This window comes from Wenjunlia tyrosinilytica, assembly GCF_014646055.1.
Taxonomy (GTDB): Bacteria; Actinomycetota; Actinomycetes; order Streptomycetales; family Streptomycetaceae; genus Wenjunlia; species Wenjunlia tyrosinilytica.
Genome location: NZ_BMMS01000013.1, coordinates 17037 through 41899, shown reverse-complemented (window position 1 = coordinate 41899; position 24863 = coordinate 17037). Strand labels below are relative to the sequence as shown.

18 protein-coding genes and 1 tRNA gene are annotated in these 24863 nt (G+C 70.3%); 1 reads left to right on the top strand and 18 read right to left on the bottom strand.

The genetic code is table 11. The annotated features are described in order from the left end of the window. Nucleotides 1-619 precede the first annotated feature (619 nt). The 13 genes from IEY86_RS16070 to IEY86_RS16010 all read right to left on the bottom strand — a co-directional run bounded on the left by IEY86_RS16070 (nt 620) and on the right by IEY86_RS16010 (nt 17266). Nucleotides 620-2836 carry a hypothetical protein gene (locus IEY86_RS16070; RefSeq protein ID WP_189132381.1) on the bottom strand — a complete coding sequence of 739 codons (2217 nt, stop codon included), beginning with the start codon at nt 2834-2836 and terminating at the stop codon, nt 620-622. Next, complete coding sequence (locus tag IEY86_RS16065) at nt 2833-3219, bottom strand: DUF6507 family protein (RefSeq protein WP_189132380.1); 387 nt, start codon at nt 3217-3219, stop codon at nt 2833-2835. The genes IEY86_RS16070 and IEY86_RS16065 overlap by 4 nt, the downstream gene beginning before the upstream one ends. 42 nt (nt 3220-3261) lie before the next feature. Next, nucleotides 3262-3570: a pore-forming ESAT-6 family protein gene (locus tag IEY86_RS16060; protein ID WP_189132379.1), complete on the bottom strand. Its 309-nt coding sequence runs from the start codon at nt 3568-3570 to the stop codon at nt 3262-3264. Between the two features lie 16 nt (nt 3571-3586). Beyond that, the gene (locus IEY86_RS16055) at nt 3587-3919 is read right to left on the bottom strand and encodes a hypothetical protein (protein WP_189132378.1); all 333 of its coding nucleotides are present in this window, start codon (nt 3917-3919) and stop codon (nt 3587-3589) included. 301 nt (nt 3920-4220) lie between these two features. Then, the gene (locus tag IEY86_RS16050) at nt 4221-4799 is read right to left on the bottom strand and encodes a tetratricopeptide repeat protein (RefSeq protein ID WP_229698475.1); all 579 of its coding nucleotides are present in this window, start codon (nt 4797-4799) and stop codon (nt 4221-4223) included. A gap of 69 nt (nt 4800-4868) precedes the next feature. Beyond that, nucleotides 4869-5138 (bottom strand): hypothetical protein, encoded by a 270-nt coding sequence (locus IEY86_RS16045; protein ID WP_189132376.1) that lies wholly within the window; start codon nt 5136-5138, stop codon nt 4869-4871. 159 nt (nt 5139-5297) lie between these two features. Further along, nucleotides 5298-5374 (bottom strand) — tRNA-Thr (locus IEY86_RS16040). Nucleotides 5375-5476: 102 nt separating this feature from the next. Next, a complete protein-coding gene (locus IEY86_RS16035; protein WP_189132375.1) occupies nt 5477-7060 on the bottom strand; it encodes an alpha/beta hydrolase in 1584 nt (527 codons plus the stop codon). A 188-nt stretch (nt 7061-7248) separates the two neighbouring features. Beyond that, complete coding sequence (locus tag IEY86_RS16030; RefSeq protein WP_189132374.1) at nt 7249-8460, bottom strand: hypothetical protein; 1212 nt, start codon at nt 8458-8460, stop codon at nt 7249-7251. Between the two features lie 252 nt (nt 8461-8712). Next, a complete protein-coding gene (locus tag IEY86_RS16025; RefSeq protein WP_189132373.1) occupies nt 8713-9915 on the bottom strand; it encodes a DNA polymerase III subunit delta' in 1203 nt (400 codons plus the stop codon). A 57-nt stretch (nt 9916-9972) separates the two neighbouring features. After that, entirely contained in the window at nt 9973-13674 is a 3702-nt protein-coding gene (gene tmk / locus IEY86_RS16020) for a dTMP kinase (RefSeq protein WP_189132372.1), read from the bottom strand. Between the two features lie 296 nt (nt 13675-13970). Further along, the gene (gene topA, locus IEY86_RS16015; protein WP_189132371.1) at nt 13971-16859 is read right to left on the bottom strand and encodes a type I DNA topoisomerase; all 2889 of its coding nucleotides are present in this window, start codon (nt 16857-16859) and stop codon (nt 13971-13973) included. A 194-nt stretch (nt 16860-17053) separates the two neighbouring features. Continuing rightward, nucleotides 17054-17266 (bottom strand): hypothetical protein, encoded by a 213-nt coding sequence (locus IEY86_RS16010; RefSeq protein WP_373287037.1) that lies wholly within the window; start codon nt 17264-17266, stop codon nt 17054-17056. Nucleotides 17267-17698: 432 nt separating this feature from the next. Here IEY86_RS16010 and IEY86_RS16005 point away from each other — a divergent pair, with 432 nt between their 5' ends. Beyond that, entirely contained in the window at nt 17699-18049 is a 351-nt protein-coding gene (locus IEY86_RS16005) for a DUF2752 domain-containing protein (protein ID WP_308425146.1), read from the top strand. A gap of 62 nt (nt 18050-18111) precedes the next feature. Here the strand turns inward: IEY86_RS16005 and IEY86_RS16000 are convergent, their stop codons facing one another. From IEY86_RS16000 to bldG, 5 genes are all read right to left on the bottom strand, one after another. Continuing rightward, nucleotides 18112-19608: a DUF7059 domain-containing protein gene (locus IEY86_RS16000; protein WP_373287036.1), complete on the bottom strand. Its 1497-nt coding sequence runs from the start codon at nt 19606-19608 to the stop codon at nt 18112-18114. A 161-nt stretch (nt 19609-19769) separates the two neighbouring features. Further along, complete coding sequence (locus tag IEY86_RS15995) at nt 19770-20360, bottom strand: small secreted protein (RefSeq protein ID WP_229698474.1); 591 nt, start codon at nt 20358-20360, stop codon at nt 19770-19772. Between the two features lie 262 nt (nt 20361-20622). After that, complete coding sequence (locus IEY86_RS15990) at nt 20623-22998, bottom strand: sodium-translocating pyrophosphatase (protein WP_229698473.1); 2376 nt, start codon at nt 22996-22998, stop codon at nt 20623-20625. A gap of 918 nt (nt 22999-23916) precedes the next feature. Then, on the bottom strand, nt 23917-24348 hold the full coding sequence (locus IEY86_RS15985) for an ATP-binding protein (protein ID WP_189132366.1): 432 nt from the start codon (nt 24346-24348) through the stop codon (nt 23917-23919). A gap of 85 nt (nt 24349-24433) precedes the next feature. Beyond that, nucleotides 24434-24775 carry an anti-sigma factor antagonist BldG gene (gene bldG / locus IEY86_RS15980; protein WP_189132365.1) on the bottom strand — a complete coding sequence of 114 codons (342 nt, stop codon included), beginning with the start codon at nt 24773-24775 and terminating at the stop codon, nt 24434-24436. Nucleotides 24776-24863 lie beyond the last annotated feature (88 nt).

Genomic DNA, 24863 nt, shown 5'->3' with positions numbered 1-24863 from the left:
TCGGCTGACGGTTCGGCCGCTTGCACTCCGTACCCCTCTGCAGCTCCGAAATACGTTGGCTCGCCAGGCTCCGCCTTCGTTCCAAGCAGAGAATCAAGCGCCCGAAGAGCTGCTGCGAGGCGGGGCGCGTTTCTCCTCTGAACCTCTGGGTGAGGACGCCCGGAAAAGTCATACCAAGTCCAGATGTCATGGAAGACAGCGACTTCTGCGGTGAGGCCGATGGGCACCGGGGACACCTCCAACTCCAGGAGCCCAGATTCACGGTGCTGCTGGCCATCGGCGTCTACCCACAGCCCTGAACCCAACACGCGGATGTCATCTACCTCGGCGGTTTGGAAACCTACCGGTCGACTCTGCAGCACACCATCCACCAGTTCAGGGTCACCAAGTTGCGTGCTCAGACATAGGGTCGTCGTGATCCCGATACCCCCGCCTCCAGGAATGTACCAGCCATACTCAATTGTCGAGGGAACAAGCAGCGAGTGCTTAGCCAGCACCTCCGCCATCCGCGCTGCGACAGCCAGCGCGGATGCGAGACCAGGAGAGGCAATGCCGTCAAGATCCCATGACCAGGAGCCGCACTCCCGTGGGGCACGCATCAGAGTAGACATAGAAATCCTTACGGGAAGATCTGCCCGCGTTCGGGGATGATGATGGCGCCATCGCTGAAACGCAGATGGAATGTGGCATTGGACTTCGTAGCATAAAACTCCACGTCCTTCAGGTACTCGTCGACGAATCCATCCATCGACTGACGGACGTCCAGGACGGCAACTTTGTGAGCGACACCGTGTCCAGCTAGCTGCTTGGCTGCCTTCTTCGCTGCGGATTTGATCCCTTCCAGATTGCTGACATCCTTGAGTTGGTAGCCAAAGTCTGGCGTACCATCAGGCTTGAGCGTGGCAACATCCAAGTCCAGGCCAGTCTCGTTCTTGATTTCGAACGCCAAATCGTGAAAGCCACGCGCCTGAAGCTCGGTGGCATGCTCCAGAGCCATAGTCGCCGCAGGATCTATCCCTTTCTGCTTGAACATCTTCAGAACTTCATCGTAGTTACGCACTCCAGAGAGATGTCCGCGACTGATGAGATCTGCAGCCCGCTCGCCGATGGATGACCTGCGTAACCGCCCTAGGAGGCGATCCTGGTCGGTTGCGGACAACCTCATGCGATCCAGCTCTGACGCGACATGCACCTCCTGATCTGGCCGCATACCACCAGAAGCCTGAGGCTTAGGTCCGTCGGGGAACCGGTATCCTGAATCATGCGCTCCTTGCACAGGGCGCCTGGGCTCTGCGTCGTAAACACCCGACGAGTCGTCAACGGAGTGCATGCTGGCTTTGGCCCCGTCACCGACGGCGCCATGACCCTCCACGTGCGACCCGGCACTGTGGTCACGAGTGCCAGGCAACTCGTGCTTCTTTCGAGGCTGGCAGTCAGCTACGTGCCCCGTTGCTCCGTCCCCTGGATGCCTACCTGGACCGTGCGCGTCATGCCCTGCTCGGGGGAGATTGTCGACCCCGTGGGCCACCCTCTCCGCACTACCGGGACCCGTGTGCACAGCGGTTGGGGCTTTCTGCGCCGGGGGCTCGTGTGCATGGGGCAGGTTCGAGGCCGCCGGTTCCCTTGGGATCGGGGGGGCTTTGGGCCTGCCGTCAGGCAGCTTCAGCGTGCCATCGGCGTGCAGGATCGCGTCGTTGGGGAGCCTCACCGCGCCGTTCGGCAGTTCCGCGACCGTGCCGGAGTCCAGCTTCCTCAGCCCTGCCATCACCTCCCCGACCCTCGGGATCCTGTCCCCGGCCTTGCCCCCCGCCTTCACCACATACGCCATCGGGTCGATGGCCCTGCCGACCCTGCCCGCCGCACCGGCGACCTTCGCCGCCGTGCCGGCCTTCCCGGCACTCCCCGCCCCGGTCGCCGCCGTCAGCGCGTTGAACGTGACCGCCCCCGCCGCCCGGGCGGGGTTCTTGCCCCACTCGTCCCACGCCACCAGCGCCTTGCCCGTATCCCGAGCGACCTTCCTGCAGTCGCGCATCCACGCCGGTAACGCCGAGTCCGGAACAGCCATCCCACCAGGCATCCGGTACAGGGTCACGCCAACGGCCAGCATGCCCAGGCCGTTCCATGCCGCCTGCATGTCGTCCCAACCGGAGAACCCCAGCACCGCCCCAAGGCCCCTGACCGTCCCCCATACTCCGTCGAGGATCAAGCCGTCCCAGACAAAGCCCTTGATCCAGTGGCCCACGTCGTAGAAGTGGTGCCCCTCCTCCTCCGGCGTCCCCCAAGGGACCTTCGCATGGTCCAGATCACCGGCTGTGTAGCCGTACGTCTCCGGCCTGCCCGACCCGTCACCCACCACATACCGAGTGCCGCCGAACACGGCGGTGATCTTGTTCGCCGCCGTACGCTCGGCCTCCCAAAAGGCCGCCACAGCGGCGTTGACGTCATGCTGCAGATCGTTGTGCTCGGCGACCTTGTCCCCGTCGTACTCCCAGTCGTCGTCATCCCGGACGCTCTCGACGAACTGCGCCGCCTCCAACCGCAGCCGCTCCAGCCTGTCCGCGATCGGCCGCACCTGCGACGCGTAGTCGGACAGCGCCCCCTGCACCTTCTCCAGATCCCCCGCGAACTCATCCGCCACGTCCCGCACCGGCGCCGTCGTCGCGAACAACTGCTCCGACTCCGGAGCGTGGTAGAACACCGAAAGCCCCTGAAACCCGCTGTGGACGTCCGCACCCGTCCTCCGGATCGCGGACGCGTCCTTCCGCAGATCCCCGACGTCCCTCTCCAACTGCTCCAGATCACCCGTGAACTGCGGAATCTCCGCCGGCTTGATCACCGCGCCTGCCCGCCGCTCCCGCCGGAGCCCGGCGCGTCCACCACCGGCGCCGTCAGCGCCTCGCGCTGCGCGTTCGCGGCCATCTCCAGATCCCCGTTGACGTACGCGGTCGTCGCGTCGACCGCACCCGCGAGCGATCTACCGGACCGCGTCGCCACAAACCGAAGCCTGCCCCGCGTCGCCTCGGCGAACTCCGCCAAGGCCACCGCCACCAGCCCGCCCTCGGACACCCCGCCGCCCCGGCTCAAGGTCCCGGCCGACTTCGCGGCGCTTTCCAGATGTTGGCCGTAGTCCCCGGCCTGCCGCTCCAGATGCTCGGCCACAGCGCCGGTGCGCGTGACCACCGCCCGAACGCCACCCGTATCGATGTCCCACCTGGGCACGCGAGCAACCCCCGTTTTCCACCTGTGTTGTACCTTCCGATGTCAACCGATCGCGTCCACGGCGGCCTTGGCTCTGGAAAGGGTGTGCTGCGCGGTCCCGTCGTTCTTCTCCAACGTGGAGCGCACCAGGTGGATGATCGTCCTCACCTCGTGCGCGGCGCGGTTCCACCGCTGTTCCTTGGCGTGGTACTCGTCCGACACTCCGTCGGCCTGGAAGTCCGCCATCGCGGCCTTCACGGCCCGGTCCCGCTCGGCGAGCACTCGCTCGAGCTGCCCGACAACGCTCTGCAGACTCCCCTGGACCTCACTCGAGGCAGCGGTGTCATAACTGCGACGGTCCTGACCTGCCATGGTCTCCGCCTCCCCATCAACGCCCGGAGAACCGGGCGGCGTCGAAGTTCGCAGCGGCCATCGCCTGCCGCGCGTTGTCAGCCGATTCCAGGTCGCCGGAGACGAAGGCGCGATCCATCCCCGACTGCCCGCCGAGGATCGCCTTCAACGACTCGTTCAACGCCGCCGTGACCTCGTCGGAGTGCGCTTTGAACGTGTCGAAGGCAGCCCTGCCGGCCCCGTCGAAACGCCCTTCGAGCGGCTGCGCGGCCGCGACCAACTGCCGGATCAGCCCGGCCAGTTCGCCACTCGACCCCTGAGTGCCGGCGACCAGGGCGGACAGCGTCCGGCTCCCCATGTCGAACTTCACAGAATCACCCCGCCGTCGCCTCAAACACGACAACTCGCACTCGGCGACCGCCGCGTGCGGAACCACCCGTTGCGACCATGCCTACCAACGTTCGCAATTGACCCGCAACGCGCTGTCCCTGCACATATGACCCGATAACCCCCACCCAGCCCAGCGGGAACGGGCCCACGAGCCCCACCACAGCCCTCCGCAAATACACCCCTGAGAGCGACAACCGACTACCCTCCCGCGTGCCACCGGCGCCGCTCTGAATGCCGTCGGCGATCTCGTCGGAACGGCCTCCGAGCGAAGCGGTCCGGGCTCAACTCGACGACGTCAGCCGCCGTTCAACGCGGTCGCGGGTCTGCACCGCCCGCGGGTCGTCGTAGCCGGCCAACAGGCTCCGGGCCTGGGTCAAGTGCCGACGTGCCGCCTCCGGGTCCTTGATCAGGAGTGCCAATCCCAAGCCCTCGAGAGCGAGAGCCTCGTGCCAGGCGTCGCCGAGTTCGTGATGGACCGCGACGGCCTGGCGGTGGAAGTCCGCCGCCTCCGCGTGTCGGTCCAACCGACGGTACGTCTCACCCGCGCCGTGCCACGCCAGTGCTTCCCTGCTGCGGTCTCCGAGGCGACGGTGGAGCCTCGCCGAGCGTTGATAGGCGGTCAGCGCATCAGCGAAGTGACCGCTGGCCTGGTGGACATTGCCGAGCGTGATGAGCCAGAAGCCCTCCAACCTGTGGTCACGAAGGCTGAGGGCGATCTCGAGCGCGTCGTTGGTCGACCTCAGCGCCTCCTCCACGTCGCCCAGCTCGCACTGAAGGTCGCCCCGCAGACGCAGGACGTTGCCCGCACCGCGCCGATCGTTCCGGGATCGATGTGCTGTCAGTGCCTGCTCGGCAAACACCCCAGCCTCCCGCAAACGGCCGGCGCGGTAGTGCGTGCTCGCTCGGAGGGGAGGGCGGGGGCTCGGAGCTCAAGCATCGGGGATGTCTGGTTTTGCCGCGCGGAGCATGGTGCCGGGGATGACCACCAGGCGCTCGTCCGGGGCGAGGGACACGCCTTCCGGGAGGTGGGCGGTGTAGGCGGCGGTGAGGTCTGTGCCGATCACCGCGATGTCGCCGTTGTCGAGTTGCCAGATGTCCGGGCACTCGTCTCTGCCGTCCGAGACACCCAGCTCTGCAGCCGACCTCCCCAGTCGCCGCTCGAATAACGCGGACGGGTCGGCCTCCCAGGCACGGGGCATGTCTGCCTCCACTCGGCTTCGCTCCACGTCCCGCCACTGCGGCAGGAATTGCCTCATGGTAGCCGCGACATAGCGGTGAGTGAACAGCTCTCCGCCTACCCCGCGCGCAAGCGCGCAAGCGAAAGGCTCGGGTCAGCAGAAGCTGACCCGAGCCTTTGGTGGAGCCGCCTAGGGGAGTCGAACCCCTGACCTACGCATTACGAGTGCGTCGCTCTGGCCGACTGAGCTAAGGCGGCACGCTGCGGCGATGCACGGTTCGTGCAGCACGAGGGTGGCATCGGCAACGGCGCCAAGTCTACACAGTTTCTCGGGGTGCCCTGCCCAGGGGGCGGGGAGGCTCAGCTGCAGTGTTTGCCGTCCGCCGGGGGCTTGCCCTCGGTCAGGTAGGTGTTGATCGCGGAGTCGACGCACTTGCTGCCGCGCGTGTAGGCCGTGTGACCGTCGCCCTCGTAGGTCAGCAGGACGCCGGAGTCGAGTTGGGTGGCCAGGGACTGGGCCCAGGTGTAGGGGGTGGCCGGGTCGCGGGTGGTGCCGACGACGAGGATGGGGGCGGCGCCCTTGGCTTCGATGCGGTGGGGTTTGCCGGTCGACGGGACCGGCCAGTAGGCGCAGCCCAGGGCGGACCAGGCCATGGTGACGCCGAAGCGCGGGGAGGTCTTCTTGAACGACGGGAGGGCCTTGTCCACGTCGGCCGGGCCGCGGGCGGCCGGGGGCAGGTCGAGGCAGTTCACGGCGGCGTTGGCGTACATGAGGTTGCTGTACTTGCCGCCCTCGCGCTCGTAGTAGAGGTCGGACAGGCGCAGCAGGTCGGTGCCGTCGCCGTGCTCGGCCGCGGTGAGGGCCTGGCGCAGGACGGGCCAGAAGCTCTCGTCGTACATGGCGGACATCACGCCGGTGGTGGCCAGCGGCTCATTGAGGGTGCGGGCGTCGTCCTGGGTCTTCAGCGGCTTGGCGTCGAGCTGCTTGAAGAAGGTGTCGAGCTCGGTGCCGGCCTGCTGGACGGAGTCGCCGAGGGGGCAGCCGGGCCGCTTGGTGCAGTCCTTGGCGAAGGAGTTGAACGCGGTCTCGAAGCCCCCCGCCTGGGCTCGGGCCGCCTCGCGGGCGTCCACGGTGGGGTCCATCGCCCCGTCGAGGACGAGCCGGCCGACGCGGCTCGGGAACAGGCCCGCGTACGTCGCGCCGAGGAATGTGCCGTAGGACAGGCCTACGTACGAGAGCTTGTCGTCACCGAGCGCCGCCCGCAGCACGTCCATGTCGCGGGCCGCCTCGACGGTGCTCACGTGCGGCAGGAGCTTGCCGGTGCGCTTTTCGCAGCCCTGGGCGAACTTCTTGTCCTCCGCTACGACCCGGTTGGCCTCGCTCTTGCTGTCCGGGGTGGTGTCGGTCCTGGTGAACTCGTCCATCTCCTGGTCCGACAGGCACTCCACCGGCTTGCTGCGGCCGACGCCCCGCGGATCGAAGGCGACCATGTCGAACCGGTCGCGGACGACCTGCGGGTAGCCGAGGGCCGCCGCCTGCTGGAGGTAGTCGATGGCCGAGCCGCCGGGCCCGCCCGGATTCACCAGGAGCGAGCCGATGCGGTCGGTCCCCTCGGCCTTCTTCCGTGATACGGCGATCTTGACGTCGTCGGCGGGGTTCGGCTTCGCGTAGTCCAGGGGGACCTTCATGGTCGCGCACTCGAAGTCGGGGACGCCGCACTCGCGCCACTCCAGCTTCTGGTCGTAGTAGGGGCGCAGGGCGCCGGGGGTCTGGCCGGGGGCCGGGCTGAGGAGCGAGGTGACCTTGGGGTTCGGCGAGCCGGAGGGAGCGTCGCTGGTGGAGGAACCGGAGGTGACGCCGGACGAGCAGCCGGAGATCACCAGGGCGACCACCGCGAAGGCTACGGCGACTCGGGGGCGGCGTTCGGGGCGCTTGGGGCTCATCGGTTCCTCAGGTGCTCGGGGTGCTCGCTGCTCGGTGATCGCTGCTCGCCGCGCGCCGCGCGCAATACGTGATCGCTGCTCGCTGCTCGCTGCTCGGGGCTCTGTCCTCGCGTCCGGCTGATTGACGGAGCGTAGCCGCACCGTTGCCCGTGATCGGGGAACCCGGCGCCGACCGGGGCGGCGCGCCCCTACCTGCGCTGAGGCGGGCCGAGTTGCTCGGTGAGGTACTGGGAAGCGACGGCGAACAGGTGGCGACGTACGTCGGCGGCCCCTGTGCCGCCGATGCTGTCCACGATACGGGTGTCGGCGAACGGGGCCAGTTTCGCCCGCAGCTGGTAGGCCGCTCTGCGAGCGGCTGTGTCGGTTGTGGCGGAGAGCAACGCGAGGTGCCGGTCGGAGGCGGCAGGCGGCGCGGAGACGGGGAGGCCGGCGGCCTGCCCTCCGCGGCTGCTGGAGATGGCCGCGGCGGCCCGGAATCGGTCGGGGTGGCGCAGCACGGAGGCGAGGGCGCAGGGGCCGGTGGTGTCGAGGCCGAGCACAGCGCGTCCCGTACGGCCGCGCAGTACGCGGTAGTGCGCCTCCAGCGCCCGTTCCAGCGCTTCGTCCCCTGTCTTGTCCACGGATTCTTTGCCCACGGCTGTTTTGCCCATGGCTGTTTTGTCCGTGGCTGTTTTGTCCGTGGCTGTTTTGTCCGTGGATGTTTTGTCCGTGGATGTTTTGCCCACCGCTGATTTGTCCACGGCTGTTTCACCCGCGGCGGCCTTGTACATGGCTGTTTTGTCGATGGCTGTTTCGCCCGCGGTCGGGCCCTGCCCGGTGGAGGGCTCAACGGGGCCGCAGTCGGGGGCCACCGCGACGATGAACGGGTGGGAGAGGCCACGCAGGGTGTAGCGGTCGAACGCCTCGAAGAGCTCGGTGGCGGCGCTCACGGGGATGTGGGCGATGACGACGGGGTAGGCGAGGGCGTTGCCGGTGCGGCTGGAGTACACGGCGGGCAGCCAGACCTCGGCTCGGGTGCCGGGCAGTCGCTGGAGGGTGCCCCGGGCGGGGTGGCCGATGGTGCGGGGCGCCCGCGTCGCCGGGGCCGCCCGGTGCGGCTCGGCGTCGTCATTGGCCGGACGGTGGGTGTGGGACGGGCTCCCGGTGGTCGCGGGCGCGGCGACGACGGGGCCGGGGCGTGAGAGGTTCCGAGTGACCACGGCGACCGCCGTGCCGGTGGTGACGGCGAGGACGGCTGCGGCGGCGGCCAGGCGCAGGAGGGCGGCGCGGTAGTTCGCGGGGAGTTCGTAGACGAGGCCGGAGCGTTCCATCTGCCAGCGCCGCAGGGCGGAGCGCAGCAGGGTGAGGAGGAGCCATCCGGAGAGGAGCAGCAGGACGAGCAGGAGGACGGTATCGACCATCGGGAACCACCTCGGGACCGGGCGACGCCGCGCGGGGACGAGGCGGGCGCGGCGCAAGCAGCCTGCAACGCGCCGCGGGACGGGACACGTCGGCGTCCGGCCCGCCGCCGAATGATCACCCGAAGGCAGTAGGGAAGACGCCGTAGGGAAGGGGCATGTGCGCCTCGGCCCGGCTCGGTCCTCGCGAGACGTTCAGCCCGCTCCACGACAGTCGGCCGTCGCGTGGAACGGCGCAGTCCACCCGCAGGCGGCTCAGCCCGCTCGCAGGGCCATCGTCATCGCCTCGACGGCCAGGAGCGGGGCCACATTGCTCTCCAGGGCCTCTCGGCAGCCGAGGATGGCTTCGAGGCGGCGCAGGGTGTTCTCCGGGGTCGAGGAAGAGGCGATCCGGTCGATGGACTGGCGCACCTCGGCGTTGGCGAGTTCGCCTCCCGCTCCGAGCTGGACGGCCAGCACATCGCGGTAGAAGCCCGCCAGGTCCACCAGTGCCCGGTCGAGTGTGTCGCGCTTGGTCCGCGTCGCCCGGCTCTTCTGGCGGTCCTGGAGGTCCTTCATCGCACCGGCCGTGCCTCGGGGCAGGCGTCCGCCGAGGCCCGCGGCGGCGCCCAGGGCGGCACGCAGGTCCTCGGTCTCCTTGGTGTCGGTCTCCTCGGCGACCTGCTTGGCGTCGTCCGCCGCGGAGTCCACGAGCTTCTGCGCGGCCTTGAGGCAGCCGCCGATGTCGTGGACCTGGAGCGGCACTTGAAGCACCTCGCTGCGGCGGGAGCGCGCGGTCTCGTCCGTGGCCAGGCGGCGGGCCCGGCCGATGTGCCCGTGGGCGGCGCGTGCGGCGAACACGGCCATCTCCGGTTCGATGCCGTCACGCCTCATGAGCACATCGGCGATCGCGTCCGCGGGCGGTGTGCGCAGCACAAGGTGGCGGCAGCGGGAGCGGATCGTGGGCAGCACATCCTCGAGCGAGGGCGCGCACAGCAGCCACACGGTGCGGGGGGCGGGCTCCTCGACGGCTTTCAGCAGGACGTTTCCCGCGCCCTCGGTCAGCCGGTCGGCGTCCTCCAGCACGATGATCTGCCAACGACCGCTCGCGGGTGACAGCGAGGAGCGGCGCACCAGGTCCCGGGTGTCCTTCACACCTATGGTCAGCTGGTCCGTGGCGACGACCTCGACATCGGCGTGGGTGCCGATGAGCGCGGTGTGGCAGCCCTCGCAGAAGCCGCAGCCGGGAGCGCCGCCGAGGGCGCGGTCGGGGCTGACGCACTGCAGGGCGGCCGCGAAGGCACGGGCCGCGGTGGACCGTCCCGAGCCTGGTGGGCCGGTGAACAGCCAGGCATGCGTCATCGCCGACTGCTCGGCCGGGCTCGCGTTGTGCGAGACCAGCGCGTCGGCGTCGCGGGCGGCGGCGCTCAGCTGCTCCACCACTCGCTCCTGGCCGACCACGTCGTCCCAAACGGCCATACGGCTTCCTGTTCCCTGTGCCGAGTACGTCGATGTGCTTCGGGCCCGCCCGGTGCCCTACTTGCGGCCCCTGCGGCCTTCGTTGCCGTCGTCCCAGTCGTCCTCGCGCGGGCCGAGCAGTTCGTCCGCGAGCGTCGGCAGGTCGTCGAGCGGGGTCTCCTCCGCCCAGTCGGAACGCGGACGGTTGCGATGCTGAGTCGCGTCGCCCGAGCGCTGAGTCGCGTCGCCCGAGCGCTGAGTGCCGTCGCCCGGACGCTGAGCCGTCCGGCCCGCCGGACCGACCTGCGGGAGCTCACGGGTGCGCTCGGTGCGGGACTGCGGCTGCTCGGGCTCGGGACGCCACAGCCACGGCGGAACGCGGTCGGCGGGAGTGGTCCCCTGCTCGGGCGACCCACCCTCGGGCGACCGGCCCTCGGGCGACCGGCGATGGCCGGAGGATCCCCGTTCGCCGCCGCTCTCCGGACCCGCGGGCGTCCTCGGCAGGCGGGCGGTCTCGCCCGCGTCCGTCACCGGCGGCAGAACGGTGGTCTCGTCGGCGTCCGCGGACGGGCGCGTGCCCGTGACACCGGAGCCGGGAATCTCGTGGGTCTCGGACATCCCGGAATCGCCGGAAGCCTTGGACCCGCCCCGCCCCCGCGGGGTCCTGGGAGGCTCGGGCGACGAAGCGCTCTTGCGGGCTCCGCGCGCCGACGACTCCGACGACTCCTCGGACCCGGAAGTGGGCTGCGCCGGCGGTGACTTGGGGACGGGCGGCAGCACCTCGGTCTCGTCGGTGGCCCAACTCGGCACCTTGGGGAAGACCTTGGTCTCGTCGGCGGCGTTCGCCGGCCGGGGACGCGGGGTCTCCACAGTCTGCGTGGCGTCGTTGCCGCCGGGCGCGAGCACCGGGTTCTCCACCGTCTCCACGGTGTCCGGGGCACCGGGCGCGGCGGGCCCGGCGGGCTGCTCGAGCTTGGCCGCGGCTTCCGCCTCCGCGGCAGCGGCCGCCGCGGCCGCCTCCACCTCGGCCTTGCGGCGCGCCTCCTCCGCCCGGCGCAGGGACTCCTCGGCCTTGCGCTGCTTTTCCAGCCGTCGTGCCTCGGCCTCCTGGTGAAGCCGTGCCTCCTCCTCGGCCTGGCGGCGTGCGTACTCCTCCCGCTCCCGCCGTGCCCGCTCCTCTTCCTCCCGGCGGCGGGCCTCCTCCTCTGCCCTCAGCCGTGCCTCCTCGGCACGCCGACGGGCCTCCTCGGCCTGCCGCTCCGCCTCCTGGCGCCGGGCTTCCTCCTCCTCGGCACGCTTGCGGGCCTCTTCCTCCGCCCGCAGCTTCGCGAGCTGTTCCTGCCGCTCCCTCTCCTGGCGCTCCTCCTCCGCCTTGCGCTTGGCCTCCTCCTCGGCCCGGCGGCGCGCCTCCTCGGCGGCCCTGCGCTCGGCCTCGGCCCGCGCCCGGATCTCCTGCTCGGACAGCGGGAGCTCACGGTCGAGACGGTGCCGCACGATCGTGGCGACGGCCTCGGGGTCCTGGCCCGCGTCGACGACGAGGTAGCGGGCGGGATCGGCCGCCGCGAGGGCGAGGAAACCGCTGCGCACGCGCTGGTGGAACTCGGCGGGCTCGGACTCGAGTCGATCGGGTGCCTCGGTGAACCGCTCCCTGGCCACCTCGGGAGAGACGTCGAGGAGCACGGTCAGGTGCGGAACGAGGCCACCGGTCGCCCAGCGCGAGATACGGGCGACCTCCGTGGGCGACAGGTCGCGGCCCGCGCCCTGGTAGGCGACCGAGGAGTCGATGTAGCGGTCGGTGATGACGACGGCGCCACGCTCAAGAGCGGGGCGTACGACCGAGTCCACGTGCTCGGCGCGGTCGGCCGCGTAGAGCAGGGCCTCGGAGCGGTGCGAGATACCGGTGTTGGAGACATCGAGCAGGATCGAGCGAAGGCGTTTGCCGATGGCGGTGGCGCCCGGCTCGCGAGTGACCACGACCTCGTGGCCCTTGCCGCGGATCCAGTCGGCGAGCTTCTCCACCTGGGTGGACTTGCCGGCGCCGTCCCCGCCTTCGAGAGCGATGAAGAAGCCCGTCGCGGCGGGCTGCTGCTTGGGCTCCGGCTCTCGCAGGAGTGCCTCGCGCAGATCACGGCCGAAGGGGACGCCCTGGCGGTCGTCGGTGCGGATGAGGACGAGCGCGGCGACCGGCAGCAGGAGCGCCCCGGCGAGCATCAGGGTGAACCCGGCGCCGCCGTGCGAGAACGTGAAGTGGCCGTTGACCACGCGGTGGGGGCCGATCGCGCCCGCGATCAGCGGGGCGCCGACGGCGGCGAGGCCGACGAAGAGGCGGACGACCGCGTGCAGATGGTCGGTGACACGAGCGCGACGCGGCTCCTCGAACTCGTGGTCAAGGAGGGTGTGGCCGGTGTTGGCGGCGACGCCTAGGCCGGTTCCCGCCAGGAGGGCGAGCAGCAGGACGGTGGTCGGATCCGGAACGAGCCCGGCGAGCAGGAGTGCCAGCCCCGTGACGGCGATGGCGAGCGAGAACAGACGGCGCCTGGACAGCCCCCGCAGGGTGCTGGGCGCGAGCTTGATCCCGATGGCCGGTCCTGCGGTCAGCGCGAGGGCGAGAAGGCCGAAGCCGACGGGCCCTCCGCCGAGGTCGAAGGCGTGCAGCACGGCGAGCGCGAACGCCGCGGCGACCGCGGCGCATGTCGCGGCGGTGCTGAGAACGAGGACGGTCGCGGCTCCGGTGCGGCCTTGGCCGTCCTCGGGCCGACGCAGTCCTTCGAGCGGCGAACGGGGCCGGGGGCCCGCGGCGCCCGGAAGGTCCAGCAGGTACAGCATGGCGATGGAGGCGGCGAACAGTCCGGCCGCCGCGTCACTGGCGAGCGCAACCTGGTGGGTGTGGAACCAGTCGACGCCGACCGCGAGAAGGTTGCCGAGGAGCGTGATGAGGACCAGCGCGGCGGCGGCGAGCGGCACCGTGCCGTAGCTGGTGCGCAGGTCGAGGCGGTGCAACGCGTCCAGGTGCGCGACCGACGGACGCACGGTCGGCACCGGCGGCTTCGCGGCGGCCCTGGCCTTCTCGCCGGGCGCCCCGGCGCCTCCAACGGCCCCGGCGGCACCGGCGGCACCGGCGGCCACCGTGCCGAGTTGCACGGTCGCTTCGGGAGCGGGCCCGGCGGCGGCCTCGGTGGCCTTGGCACCAGGGGCGGCCGACGCCGGTTCGACGGGCGTCAGGAGGGCGGCCGGAACCGGCAGGAGCGCGGGCGCGGCGCCGTTCTTGGCGACCGTCCAGATCCGTTCCGCCGCGCCGACGACGAACGCGGTGACGAGGATCCACGTCAGCGCCGAGGAGGGCGTCCAGTCGATCCACAGCGGCGCCACGACGAGCAGGGCCAGCCGCACGCCGTCGCCGACGATCATGGTCCAGCGCCGGTCGAGTCCGCCGCCCGGCGACGTCAGGGCGGCCAGCGGCCCCAGCAGGACGGCGCCGAAGATCAGTGTGGCGAGCAGGCGGGCGGCGAAGACCGCCGCCACGGAGAACGCCACGCCACGGTAGCCACCGCCGAACGGCTGGGCCTCGATCGCCGCCTGCACGGCCAGCACCAGCAGGACGAGCAGGGCAAGCCGATCGGCGATCCCGCCGATGAACTGCGCCGTCCAGAGCTTGCGCAGCCTGGGAATGCGCAGCAGAGCTCCGACGGCACGCTCACGGGAGTCGGCGGCGAGTACGGCGTCGCCCCCCGCTGCGCCTGTCGGCTCGGGCACATCCGTTGACTGGTCGCCACGCGTCATCCTGCCAGCCTATCCGGAGCACCGATTTTCAATACCCACCTACCCGAACGTACAGGCGGATGGGCGGACGGAACCGCCTCCGGAAGTCCGTTCCCGCGCCCTCCGGACCGCGCCCGCCCAGTGGACATGCCCCCGTGAACGCGCCCCCACGGAACTCCCCATGGGTCCGCCCGGCCCCGAACGGACCGGAACCGGGCGGTCTCTCAGCGACTCTCCGCCTCTCAGCGAATCTCCGCCTGTTCAGCGAATCTCCACCTGCCAGCGACTGTCCGACCGTTCAGCGACTCTCCGCCCGTTCAGCGAATCTCCGCGCGCTCGGCCTCCGGCACGGTCGGATCGCTCGCCGCCGTCGCCTTCTGCGCCGCCGCCTTCTTGGCTGCGCCGGCTGTGGTCTTGGCGGCCGTGGTCTTGGCGGCCGCCTTCTTGGCGGTGGTCTTCTTCGTGGCCGCCTTGGTCGCCGTCTTCTTCGCGGCGGCCTTCTTGGCCGGGGCCTTCTTCGCGGCCGTCTTCTTCGCCGCCGCCTTCTTCTTCGGCGCCGGACCCTTGGCGCGCTTGTCCGCCAGCAGCTCGTAGCCGCGCTCGGGCGTGATCGTCTCGACGTCGTCGTCCCGCCGCAGGGTCGCGTTGGTCTCGCCGTCGGTGACGTACGGGCCGAAGCGCCCGTCCTTGACCACGACAGGCTTGCCGCTCACCGGGTCGGTGCCCAGCTCCTTGAGCGGAGGCTTGGCCGCGGCCCGCCCTCGCTGCTTGGGCTGGGCGTAGATGGCCAAGGCCTCTTCCAGGGTGATCGTGAAGATCTGCTCCTCGCCCTCGAGCGAACGCGAGTCCGTGCCCTTCTTCAGGTACGGCCCGTAGCGCCCGTTCTGAGCGGTGATCTCCTCGCCCGCCTCCGGATCGACACCCACTACCCGGGGCAGGCTGAACAGCTTCAGCGCGTCCTCGAGCGCGACCGTCTCCAGCGACATCGACTTGAACAGCGAGGCCGTCCGGGGCTTCACCGCGTTCTTGCCCGTCTTCGGCGTGCCCTCGGGCAGCACCTCGGTGACGTAGGGGCCGTAGCGGCCGTCCTTGGCCACGATGAGGTGACTGGTCTCGGGGTCCGTGCCCAGCTCGCGCTCACGGCTGGGTTTGGCGAGGAACTCCTCGGCCAACTCTGCGGTCAGCTCGTCCGGCGGCAGGTCGTCGGGGACGTCGGCGCGCTGACCGTCCTTCTCCACGTAGGGGCCGTAGCGGCCCACCCGCAGCACGATGCCGTCGCCGACGGGGAAGGTGGAGACCTCACGGGCGTCGATGGCACCGAGGTCCTCGACGAGCGCCTTGAGGCCGCCGAGGTGGTCGCCGTCGCCGTTGCCCGCGTCGGCGGCCGAGCCCGCCGGGCCCTCCTCCGAACCGAAGTAGAAGCGGCGCAGCCACGGCACCGCCTCGGCCTCGCCGCGGGCGATGCGGTCGAGGTCGTCCTCCATCTTCGCCGTGAAGTCGTAGTCGACCAGGCGGCCGAAGTGCTTCTCCAGCAGGCTGACGACGGCGAACGACAGGAAGGACGGAACGAGCGCCGTCCCCTTCTTGAAGACGTAGCCGCGGTCGAGGATCGTGCCGATGATCGACGCGTACGTCGACGGGCGGCCGATCTCGCGCTCCTCGAGCTCCTTGACCAGGCTGGCCTCGGTGTAGCGGGCCGGGGGCTTGGTGGCGTGCCCGTCCGCGGTGACGTCGTCGGCGCCCAGCGGGTCGCCCTCGGCAACCTGCGGCAGCCGCCGCTCCCGGTCGTCGAGCTCGGCCTCGGGGTCGTCGCGGCCCTCGACGTACGCCTTGAGGAAGCCGTGGAAGGTGATGATCTTGCCGGAGGCGGAGAACTCGGCGTCGCGGCCGTCGGCGCTGAGGCCGCCGACCCGCACGGTCACCGACTGGCCGACGGCGTCCTTCATCTGCGACGCGACCGTGCGCATCCAGATCAGCTCGTACAGCCGGAACTCGTCGCCCGAAAGGCCCGTCTCCGCCGGGGTCCTGAACCGGTCGCCGGAGGGGCGGATCGCCTCGTGCGCCTCCTGCGCGTTCTTGACCTTGCCCGTGTAGGTGCGCGGGGCGTCCGGCAGGTAGTCGCGGCCGTACAGCTGCTCCACCTGGGCACGGGCCGCCGTGAGCGCCGTCCCCGACAGCGTGACGGAGTCCGTACGCATGTAGGTGATGAAGCCGTTCTCGTACAGCTTCTGGGCGACCTGCATCGTCCGCTTGGCGCCGAAGCCCAGCTTGCGGGAGGCCTCCTGCTGCATGGTCGTCGTGCGGAACGGGGCGTAGGGGCTGCGCCGGTACGGCTTCGACTCCACGCCCCGGACGCTGAACGCGGAGCCCTGCAGCGCGGCGGCCAGGGTGGTGGCGGCCTGCTCGTCCAGGTGGAGGACGTCGGCGCCCGGCTTGAGCCGGCCGGTCGTGGCGAAGTCACGGCCCTGGGCGACTCTGCGGCCGTCGACCGTGACCAGGCGTGCCCCGAACGAACCCGGGTCGGAGGCGTCGCCCTCGCGGCCGGTGGAGAAGGTGCCGGTCAGGTCCCAGTACTCGGCCGAGGTGAACGCGATGCGCTCCCGCTCGCGCTCCACGACCAGCCGGGTGGCGACGGACTGCACACGCCCGGCGGACAGCCTGGGCATGACCTTCTTCCACAGGACCGGCGACACCTCGTAGCCGTAGAGGCGGTCGAGGATGCGGCGGGTCTCCTGGGCCTCGACGAGGCGGTGGTTGATGTCGCGCGGGCTGGCGACGGCCTGGCGGATCGCGTCCTTGGTGATCTCGTGGAAGACCATGCGGCGCACAGGCACCTTGGGCTTGAGGACTTCCCGCAGATGCCAGGCGATGGCCTCGCCCTCGCGGTCCTCATCCGTGGCGAGGAAGAGCTCGTCGGCCTCGGCGAGCAGACTCTTGAGCTTGGCGACCTGTGCCTTCTTGTCGCTGTTGATGACGTAGATCGGCTGGAAGTCCTGGTGCACGTTCACGCCGAGGCGTGCCCAGGTTTCGCCCTTGTACTTGGCGGGCACTTCGGCGGCCCCGTTGGGCAGGTCGCGGATGTGCCCCACGCTGGCTTCGACCACGTAGCCAGGGCCCAGGTAGCCCTTGATCGTCTTCGCCTTGGCCGGCGACTCGACGATGACGAGTCGGCGGCCGTTGCGCGCGGTCTCGCTGGTCGGGGACAACTTCGCTCTTCTCTCGGTGTCGAAAAGGGGTGACGTTGCGGAGTGTGACCGTAACCCAGCCCCCCGTGTCAAACGGAGAATGCCCGCAACGCCACTCGAACGGTAACCCGAGTACCCCTCATCCTGCCCCACGGACCGCCACCGATGTCCGTTCGGTACCGATTGGTGTGTATCTCAGCAAAGATCAGCTGCATTCAGACGCTAGTCAGGCACCAGAAGCCAACCACGAGAAAAGCTGTTCCAGCGGCCACACACAGCGCCGCCGCCCCGGCGCCCGCGCCCTGTACCACCGGCGACCGCAGGCGCCACCGCGCCCCCGACCATGCCAGCAGCCCCGCGCCGAACAGCGAGAACACCGCCCCGGCGAACACCGCGGGACCGCTCTCCATCGCGCCCTCCCCAGTCACCCCGTGCGACTCTCCCCGAACGAGGCCGCCACGCTGCCACGCGCCCGCCACGGCGGGGCGTCATCCGGACCAACCCCGGGTGAACGGGAGCGCTCCGAACGAACGGGAGCGGCTCCGTACGAACAGGAGCGCGAAGAGCGGACGAACGGGAGCGGCTCCGTACGAACGGGAGTTCCGTACGAACGGGAGTGGGGAGAGCGACGGGGGGCGGGGTGGGCCGGTTTCCGGAAGGCCCGATTGGCGCGGAGAGGGCGCCGGGCGAGTGCGACCCCTTTCTGGTGGGAAACACGCCCTGGCAGGATGGCGGCCATGTCCCAGCAGAGCCCGTCGGCCCGGGCCCCGATCCGGGCCCCAATCCGGGTCCGAGTCCGGCTCCCGGCCCGGCTCCGGCTCCGGGTCCGGGCGCTCGCGCGGCACCCGGCCGCTCCCCCGTTGGGGGCCGTAACCGCCGCGACCGCCGCCGCCACGTATCTGTGGGGCACCGACCCGCACGGGCCCGGCGGCCTGCTGCCCCGCTGCCCGTTCCACTGGGCCACCGGCCTGCTCTGCCCGTTCTGCGGCGGCACCCGCTTGGCCTACGACCTGCTCCACGGCGACTTCGCCGCGGCTCCGCACGACAACGCGGCCCTGCTCGCCGCGACGCCGGTCCTCGCGTTCGTTTTCGGCCGCTGGCTCGTGGCCGGCCTGCGGGGCCGACGGTACGCCCCGCGGCTGGACTCACGGGGCACAGCGGCGGTCCTGGCGGTCGCGGTCGCCTGGGCCGTGGTGCGCAATGTGGCTTGAAATCAGCCTCCAACCCGTCTGCCCGCCACCGCCGCGACCGTCGTCCAGGGCCCGGCCGTGCCCTACACGGGAGGTTCGAGGAAGCCCTCCTCGACCAGCAGGCGGATCGCGTCCGGGGTGCGGTCACGCAGGCGGACCGGGTCCTCGTCGATGAGTTGGGCGATGGCGTCGAGGATCGCGCCCGCCTCCAAGGTGCCGTCACAGGCCCCCGCGAATCCGGCGCCGACCGTGTCGACCTTGGTGGCGCGGCACATCCCGCGGTTGTGGCGCAGCACCACGTGCTCCGGGTCCTCGGAGCCGGGCAGGCCCATCTGCTCCTGCACCACGTCGTCGGCGAGCCTCAACCGGGTGGCCAGCAGGGCCGCGTCGTCGTGGTCGCGCAGGAAGTCCTGACGGGCGAACCACCGTTCGATGTGCTCGCCGAGGGGCTGCTCCACCGGGTGCGGCCAGTCCTCGATGCGCACGGCCGGCCGGTCCGACCCCGCCTTGCGCAGAGTGATCCAGCCGAAGCCGATCCCCTTGACCCGCTGCCGCTCGAACTCGTCCAGCCATTCGTCGTAGCGCGCCGCGTAGTCCACCGGGTCGCCGCGGTGGTCGCCGCCGTCGCGCAGCCACAGCTCCGCGTACTGCGCCGGGTCCTGCACCTCGCGCTGGACGACCCAGGCGTCGCAGCCGGTCGGGGCGATCCATCCGGCGAGCCGCTCGTGCCAGTCCTCCCCCTCGACGTGCTGCCAGTTGGCGAGGAGCTGGCAGTAGCCACCGTCGTTGAGGCGTTCCGCGGCCTGGCCGATGAGGGTGCGGCACAGGTCGTCACCCGCCATCCCCGCGTCCCGGTAGACGAACCGTCCGGCCGGGGAGATGACGAACGGCGGGTTGGAGACGATCAGATCGAACCGCTGGTCGCCGACCGGCTCGAAGAGGCTGCCCTCGGCCAGTTCGACGTTGTCCACCCCGGACAGGGCCAGGGTCAGACGGGCGAAGCGCAGGGCGCGGGGATTGAGGTCGGTGGCGGTCACCCGGGCGGCATGACGGGAGGCGTGCAGCGCCTGGACCCCGGAGCCGGTGCCGAGATCGAGAGCGGTGCCGACGCCCTTGCGGACGGCGATGTTCGCCAGCGTCGTCGAGGCGCCGCCCACCCCCAGGACGAGGTCGGCCGAGCCCTCTCGGGCGCCGCCCGCGCCGCCCACCGCGCAGCCGAGGTCGCAGACGATCCACCAGTCGGCGCCGGCCTCTCCGCCGTAGGGGCGGATGTCGACCGTGGCCCGCACCGCGTCCCCATCGGTTTCCAGCCACCCGTCGGCCAGGCACTCGTCCACCGGCAGGGCGGTCTCGGCCTGCTTGCGCGGCACCGGCGACTGGAGCAGGAACAGCCGCACCAGCGTCTCCAGCGGGCTGTCACCGCGGGTGGCGCGCAGGGCGGGCACGGTCTCGTTCCTGGAGAGCGCGGCGTAGGGGGTGGCGCCGAGCAGGTCGAGGCAGCCGTCCGCCGTGTAGGCGGCACGGCGCAGTGCCTCGCGCAGGCGGGCGGTGCGGGAGTCGTTGTAGGTGGGGCCGTACATGCGGACCATTGTCCAACGGCGTGGGTCCTCGAACGACCCGGCCGCGCCGGGGGCGGCGCGCCCTCCCACGGGTCCGGGGCCGGGGCGGCCTCGGATGTGCGAGCGGAGCGGGTGCGGGGCGGCGGGGTGCCGCCCCGCACCCGGGCGGCGGGGTGCCGCCGTCAGCCGTTTCCGGAGCCCGTCGTGCCGTTGGGGACGGTGGACGAGGGGCCGCTCGCCTTGCAGCCGGGCTGCTTGGCCATGGCCTTGCCCAGATCGCCGGCCTGGAGCTTGTCCAGACCCGCGCTGCCCTTCTTGCCCAGCGTCTCGGTCTCGGTGCCGAGGTCGTTGAGGCCGTCCGCGAACTTCGACTGGTCCTTGGTGTCCAGGGCGGCGACCTTCTTCTGGAGGTCGCGGTAGGCCTTGGAGGAGTCGTTGAGGTCCTGGACCGCGTTCTTCTGGAGGGTCGCGCCATTGTCGACGGGCGGGGCGCCCGCGGAGTTCACGCCGGCCGCCAACTGGTCGTAGGCCTTGGCCACCCTGTCCATGTCCGAGGTCAGACGCTTCTTCAGGGCCTCGGGCTTCTCGTCCGGCTTGACCTGGCCGATGTCCGCGAGTGCCTGCTGCGCCGAGTCGAACGGATTCCTGACCGAGTCGCAGACGTCCTTGGCCCAGTTGTCGCGCTTCTTGCCGCTGTCGTCGCCGCCGCAGCCCGTGAGTGCGAGCGCCGCGAGGGCCGCACCGGTCAGTGCAGCAGCCAGCTTCTTCTTCACCGGGTCTGTCCCTTCCGTGGCTCGTGCGCTCCGGAACATACACGCCGATTGAGCGCTCCGGCCTGGCCGACCGAAGGATGCGACCCGCTTTGCCCAGGTTTGAACCAGGCTGCCTGAGAGGGTTCGCACATCCCCGAGAACGGCGGCGGGGGGTGCGCCGGATGCGCACCGCCCGCCGTCCTCCCGCCGTCCCACGGCGTCGAACCTCGGGATCGAGGCTCCTCACAATCGAGGCCCTCAGGATCTGGAGGCCCCTCAGGATCTAGGAGACCGTCGCCGGGTCGGCCGACCGGGCGGCCGACTCCTCCGAGGTGGCCTCTTCGCCCATCGTGATGCCGCGGCGCTTGGACAGGTACACCGCGCCAACGATGATCACGACGGCCACGGCGGCCACGGCGATCCGCAGACCGATGTTCTTGTCGTCGCCGAAGCTGTACTTCACGACCGCGGAGGCGATCAGCAGGGAGACCAGGTTCATGACCTTGAGCAATGGGTTGATCGCCGGGCCCGCGGTGTCCTTGAACGGGTCGCCGATCGTGTCACCGATCACCGTGGCCGCGTGGGCCTCGCTCCCCTTGCCGCCGTGGTGGCCGTCCTCGACGAGCTTCTTCGCGTTGTCCCAAGCGCCGCCGGAGTTGGCGAGGAAGACCGCCATGAGGGTGCCCGCGCCGATGGCCCCGGCGAGGTAGGCGCCGAGCGGGCCGACACCGAGGGAGAAGCCGACCGCGATCGGGGCGAGAACCGCGAGCAGGCCCGGGGTGGCCAGCTCCCGCAACGCGTCACGGGTGCAGATGTCCACCACTCGCCCGTACTCGGGCTTCTCGGTGCCGTCCATGATCCCGGGCTTGGTGCGGAACTGGTTGCGGACCTCGAAGACCACCGCGCCCGCCGACCGGGAGACCGCGTTGATCGCGAGCCCCGAGAACAGGAACACCACCGCGGCGCCGAGGATCAGCCCGACGAGGTTGTTCGGCTGGGCGATGCTCAGGTTGAGGCTCAGACCGTGCGCGGCCGAGCCGACATCGGCCGTCGCCTCGTCGATCTCGCGGGTGAACGAGCCGAACAGCGCCGTCGCCGCCAGCACCGCCGTCGCGATGGCGATGCCCTTGGTGATGGCCTTCGTGGTGTTGCCGACCGCGTCCAGCTCGGTGAGGACCTGGGCGCCCTCGCCGTGCACGTCGCCGGACATCTCCGCGATGCCCTGCGCGTTGTCGGACACCGGGCCGAAGGTGTCCATGGCGACGATGACCCCGACGGTGGTGAGCAGGCCCGTTCCGGCCAGCGCCACCGCGAACAGCGCCAGCGTCAGCGAGGTGCCGCCGAGCAGGAACGCGCCGTAGACGCCGAGGGCGATCAGCACCGCCGAGTACACCGCGGACTCCAGGCCCACCGAGATACCGGCGAGCACGACCGTCGCGGGACCGGTGAGCGACGTCTTGCCGATGTCGCGGACCGGACGGCGGTTCGTTTCCGTGAAGTAGCCGGTGAGCTGCTGGATGAGAGCGGCCAGCACGATTCCGATCACCACGGCGACAAGGGCGAAGATCCGCGGATCGCCGTCGTGGCTGGAGATCGAGTTCGGGACGTTGTCCAAATCCGAGAAGCTCGACGGCAGGTAGACATAGACCGCCACTGCCACCAGCAGGATGGAGATCACCGCGGAGATGAAGAAGCCGCGGTTGATCGCGGTCATTCCGCTGCGGTCGCTCATCCGCGGCGACACGGCGAAAATGCCGATCATGGCCGTGAGCACGCCGATCGCCGGAACGAGCAGCGGGAACGACAGGCCCACATCACCGAATGCCAGCGTGCCGAGGATCAATGCGGCGACCAGCGTCACCGCGTACGACTCGAAAAGGTCGGCGGCCATTCCCGCGCAGTCACCGACGTTGTCGCCGACGTTGTCCGCGATGGTCGCGGCGTTGCGGGGGTCGTCCTCGGGGATGCCCTGCTCGACCTTGCCGACGAGGTCCGCGCCGACGTCCGCGGCCTTGGTGAAGATGCCGCCGCCGACACGCATGAACATCGCCAGCAGCGCGGCGCCGAAGCCGAAGCCTTCGAGCACCTTGGGGGCGTTCTCGGCGTAGATCAGCACGACTGCGGCGGCGCCGAGCAGGCCGAGGCCGACGGTGAACATGCCGACCACGCCGCCCGTGCGGAACGCGATCCGCATCGCGCGGTGCGAGACCGTCTTCACATCCGTGCCGCCCGCCGAGGCCGCAGCGTCGCCGCCCTCGTGGACGCCCTGAGCGGGCACACCCGGGGTCGCCGCACGTGCCGCGGCGGCCACACGCACGTTGCTGCGCACCGCCAGCCACATACCGATGTAGCCCGTGGTCGCGGAGAAGACCGCGCCGACGAGGAAGAAGATCGAGCGGCCGATCCGCTGGTTCCAGTCGTCCGCCGGCAGCAGCATGAGGAGGAAGAAGACGATGACGGAGAACACGCTCAGCGTGCGGAGCTGCCGCGCCAGGTAGGCGTTGGCGCCCTCCTGGATCGCGCCTGCGATCTCCTTCATCTTGGGCGTGCCCTCGTCGGCCGCGAGCACCTGGCGGACCAGGACCCCGGCGAGGACGAGAGCGGCGAGGGCGACACCGGCGATCACCAGAACGATCGCGCGGTTTCCCCCGGTGAGCACGGCCGACACCCCGCTCGAATCCGCGGCGAGGCTCCACTTGTGGACCAGGCCCGGTGGCGGCCCGGCAGACCCTGCTGACCCTGCAGAAATGATCTCTGCAGCATGATTTCCGGGGAAGAGAGACCCCGCCATTCGTCCTCCTTGACGTTTGGCACGTGGGTGCCGCGGAGGTCCTTGCGACCGCTGAACAGTCGCGACCATCGACGGTGCGCACGTAACTGCTCTGCTGTGCGGGCATGTTGAACCGAACCCGCGCCTGTCCTCGATCGGGACCGCGTGGGACGTGCAGGGATTCTAGGGATCAAGGCATGATCAAAACAGGGCGCGGCAAACAAAATTCGCCCCTGCTGGTGACAGGAAATTCAAGCCGATGACGGCGGAATCACCACTTGCAGTGAATTCAATGTTTAAATGCTCGGAGATTGGTCCCGGCAGCGGAGGCCGTGCGCCGGGGCCCGATGCGGGCCGCCCGGGGGCGGGTGCGGGCCGACCGCTCGGCGGTACGGCGCTCGGTCACGAGCGTGTCGGGCCCTCTCGGAGGACAGACCCGGCGCAGTGCCGACAGGGCTCAATCCATGCCGAGGCGACGTGGAACCACTGAAGCGTTGAGCCACTGGTGGGAATGGTGGTGCAGGTGGTGGTACAGGTGTGCAGGTGGTGCAGATGGCTCAAGCGGCGCACCTTCACCCGACTGGGGCGGACGGCGAGTTGCGGCGCCTCCGAGGTCCCGGGCGCCCAGCCTCCTGAACAACAGGGCTCTCCGCCGGGACCTCGAGGACCGAGTCCTGAAGAACGGGGTCCTGAAGAACGGGGTCCTGAAGTACACGGTCCTGGGGTGCGGAGTCTTGAGATCCAGCCGGCCGGGTCGGCCGGGAATGGCCGCACGGGCGGGACGAAGCGTCAGGGTGGGACGAAGCGTCAGGGCAGCACGGCAGCGGTCGTGGTCGGCCAGCTCATGCGGATGGTGCCACCGGCCTCTCCACTGGTCACCTCGACGTCGTCGACGAGACCGCTGATCACGGCGAGGCCCATCTGGCCCTCTTCCTCGGCCTCCTCGCTCGGGGTACCGCCCTCGGCGCCGGTGGAGCTCGAGCCGGTGTCGGGGACCTCGTCCCCCACCTCGATCGAGAACTTCTTCTCGTCCTCGACGAGCACCACCCGCACCGGGCGGTCCACTCCGCTGCTGCGGTGCAGATACACGGCACGTGTGCAGGCTTCGCCCACGGCGAGGCGGACCTCGTCGAGAACGGACTCGTCGACCCCGGCGCGCCGGGCGACCGCGGCGGCGACCAGCCGGGCAGTGCGCACATGCTCGGGCAGTGCGCTGAAACGGAGTTCGACGGTGGCCATGTGTCCCCCTCGGTTCTAGGGCATGCAGCACAGGGGCCCGGGCGAAGCGCCCGGAGCCCCCGCTTCGGACGACCTTACGTGGTCGTCAGTCAGTCGCCGCGACGGCCTCGTCCACCGAGGTGTGAATCGGGAAAACCTTCGTCAGACCAGTGATCCGGAAGATTTTGAGAATGCGCTCCTGGTTGCACACCAGACGGAGCGAGCCCTCGTGGGCACGCACCCGCTTCAAACCTCCAACAAGCACACCCAGGCCGGTCGAGTCGAGGAAGTCCACGCCTTCCATGTCCACGACGAGGTGGTAACTACCGTCGTTGACGAGCTCGACCAGCTGCTCCCGCAGCTTGGGCGCGGTGTACACATCAATCTCGCCACCGACCTCGACGATCGTTCGATCGCCAACGGTTCGGGTCGACAGGGACGGGTCCACGGATCCTCCAGCACCTTGCATCGAGCGGTCGCCCCCCATGGATCGGCAGCCGCGATGGCATTCAATCACTTACGAGCAGGCGAGCACG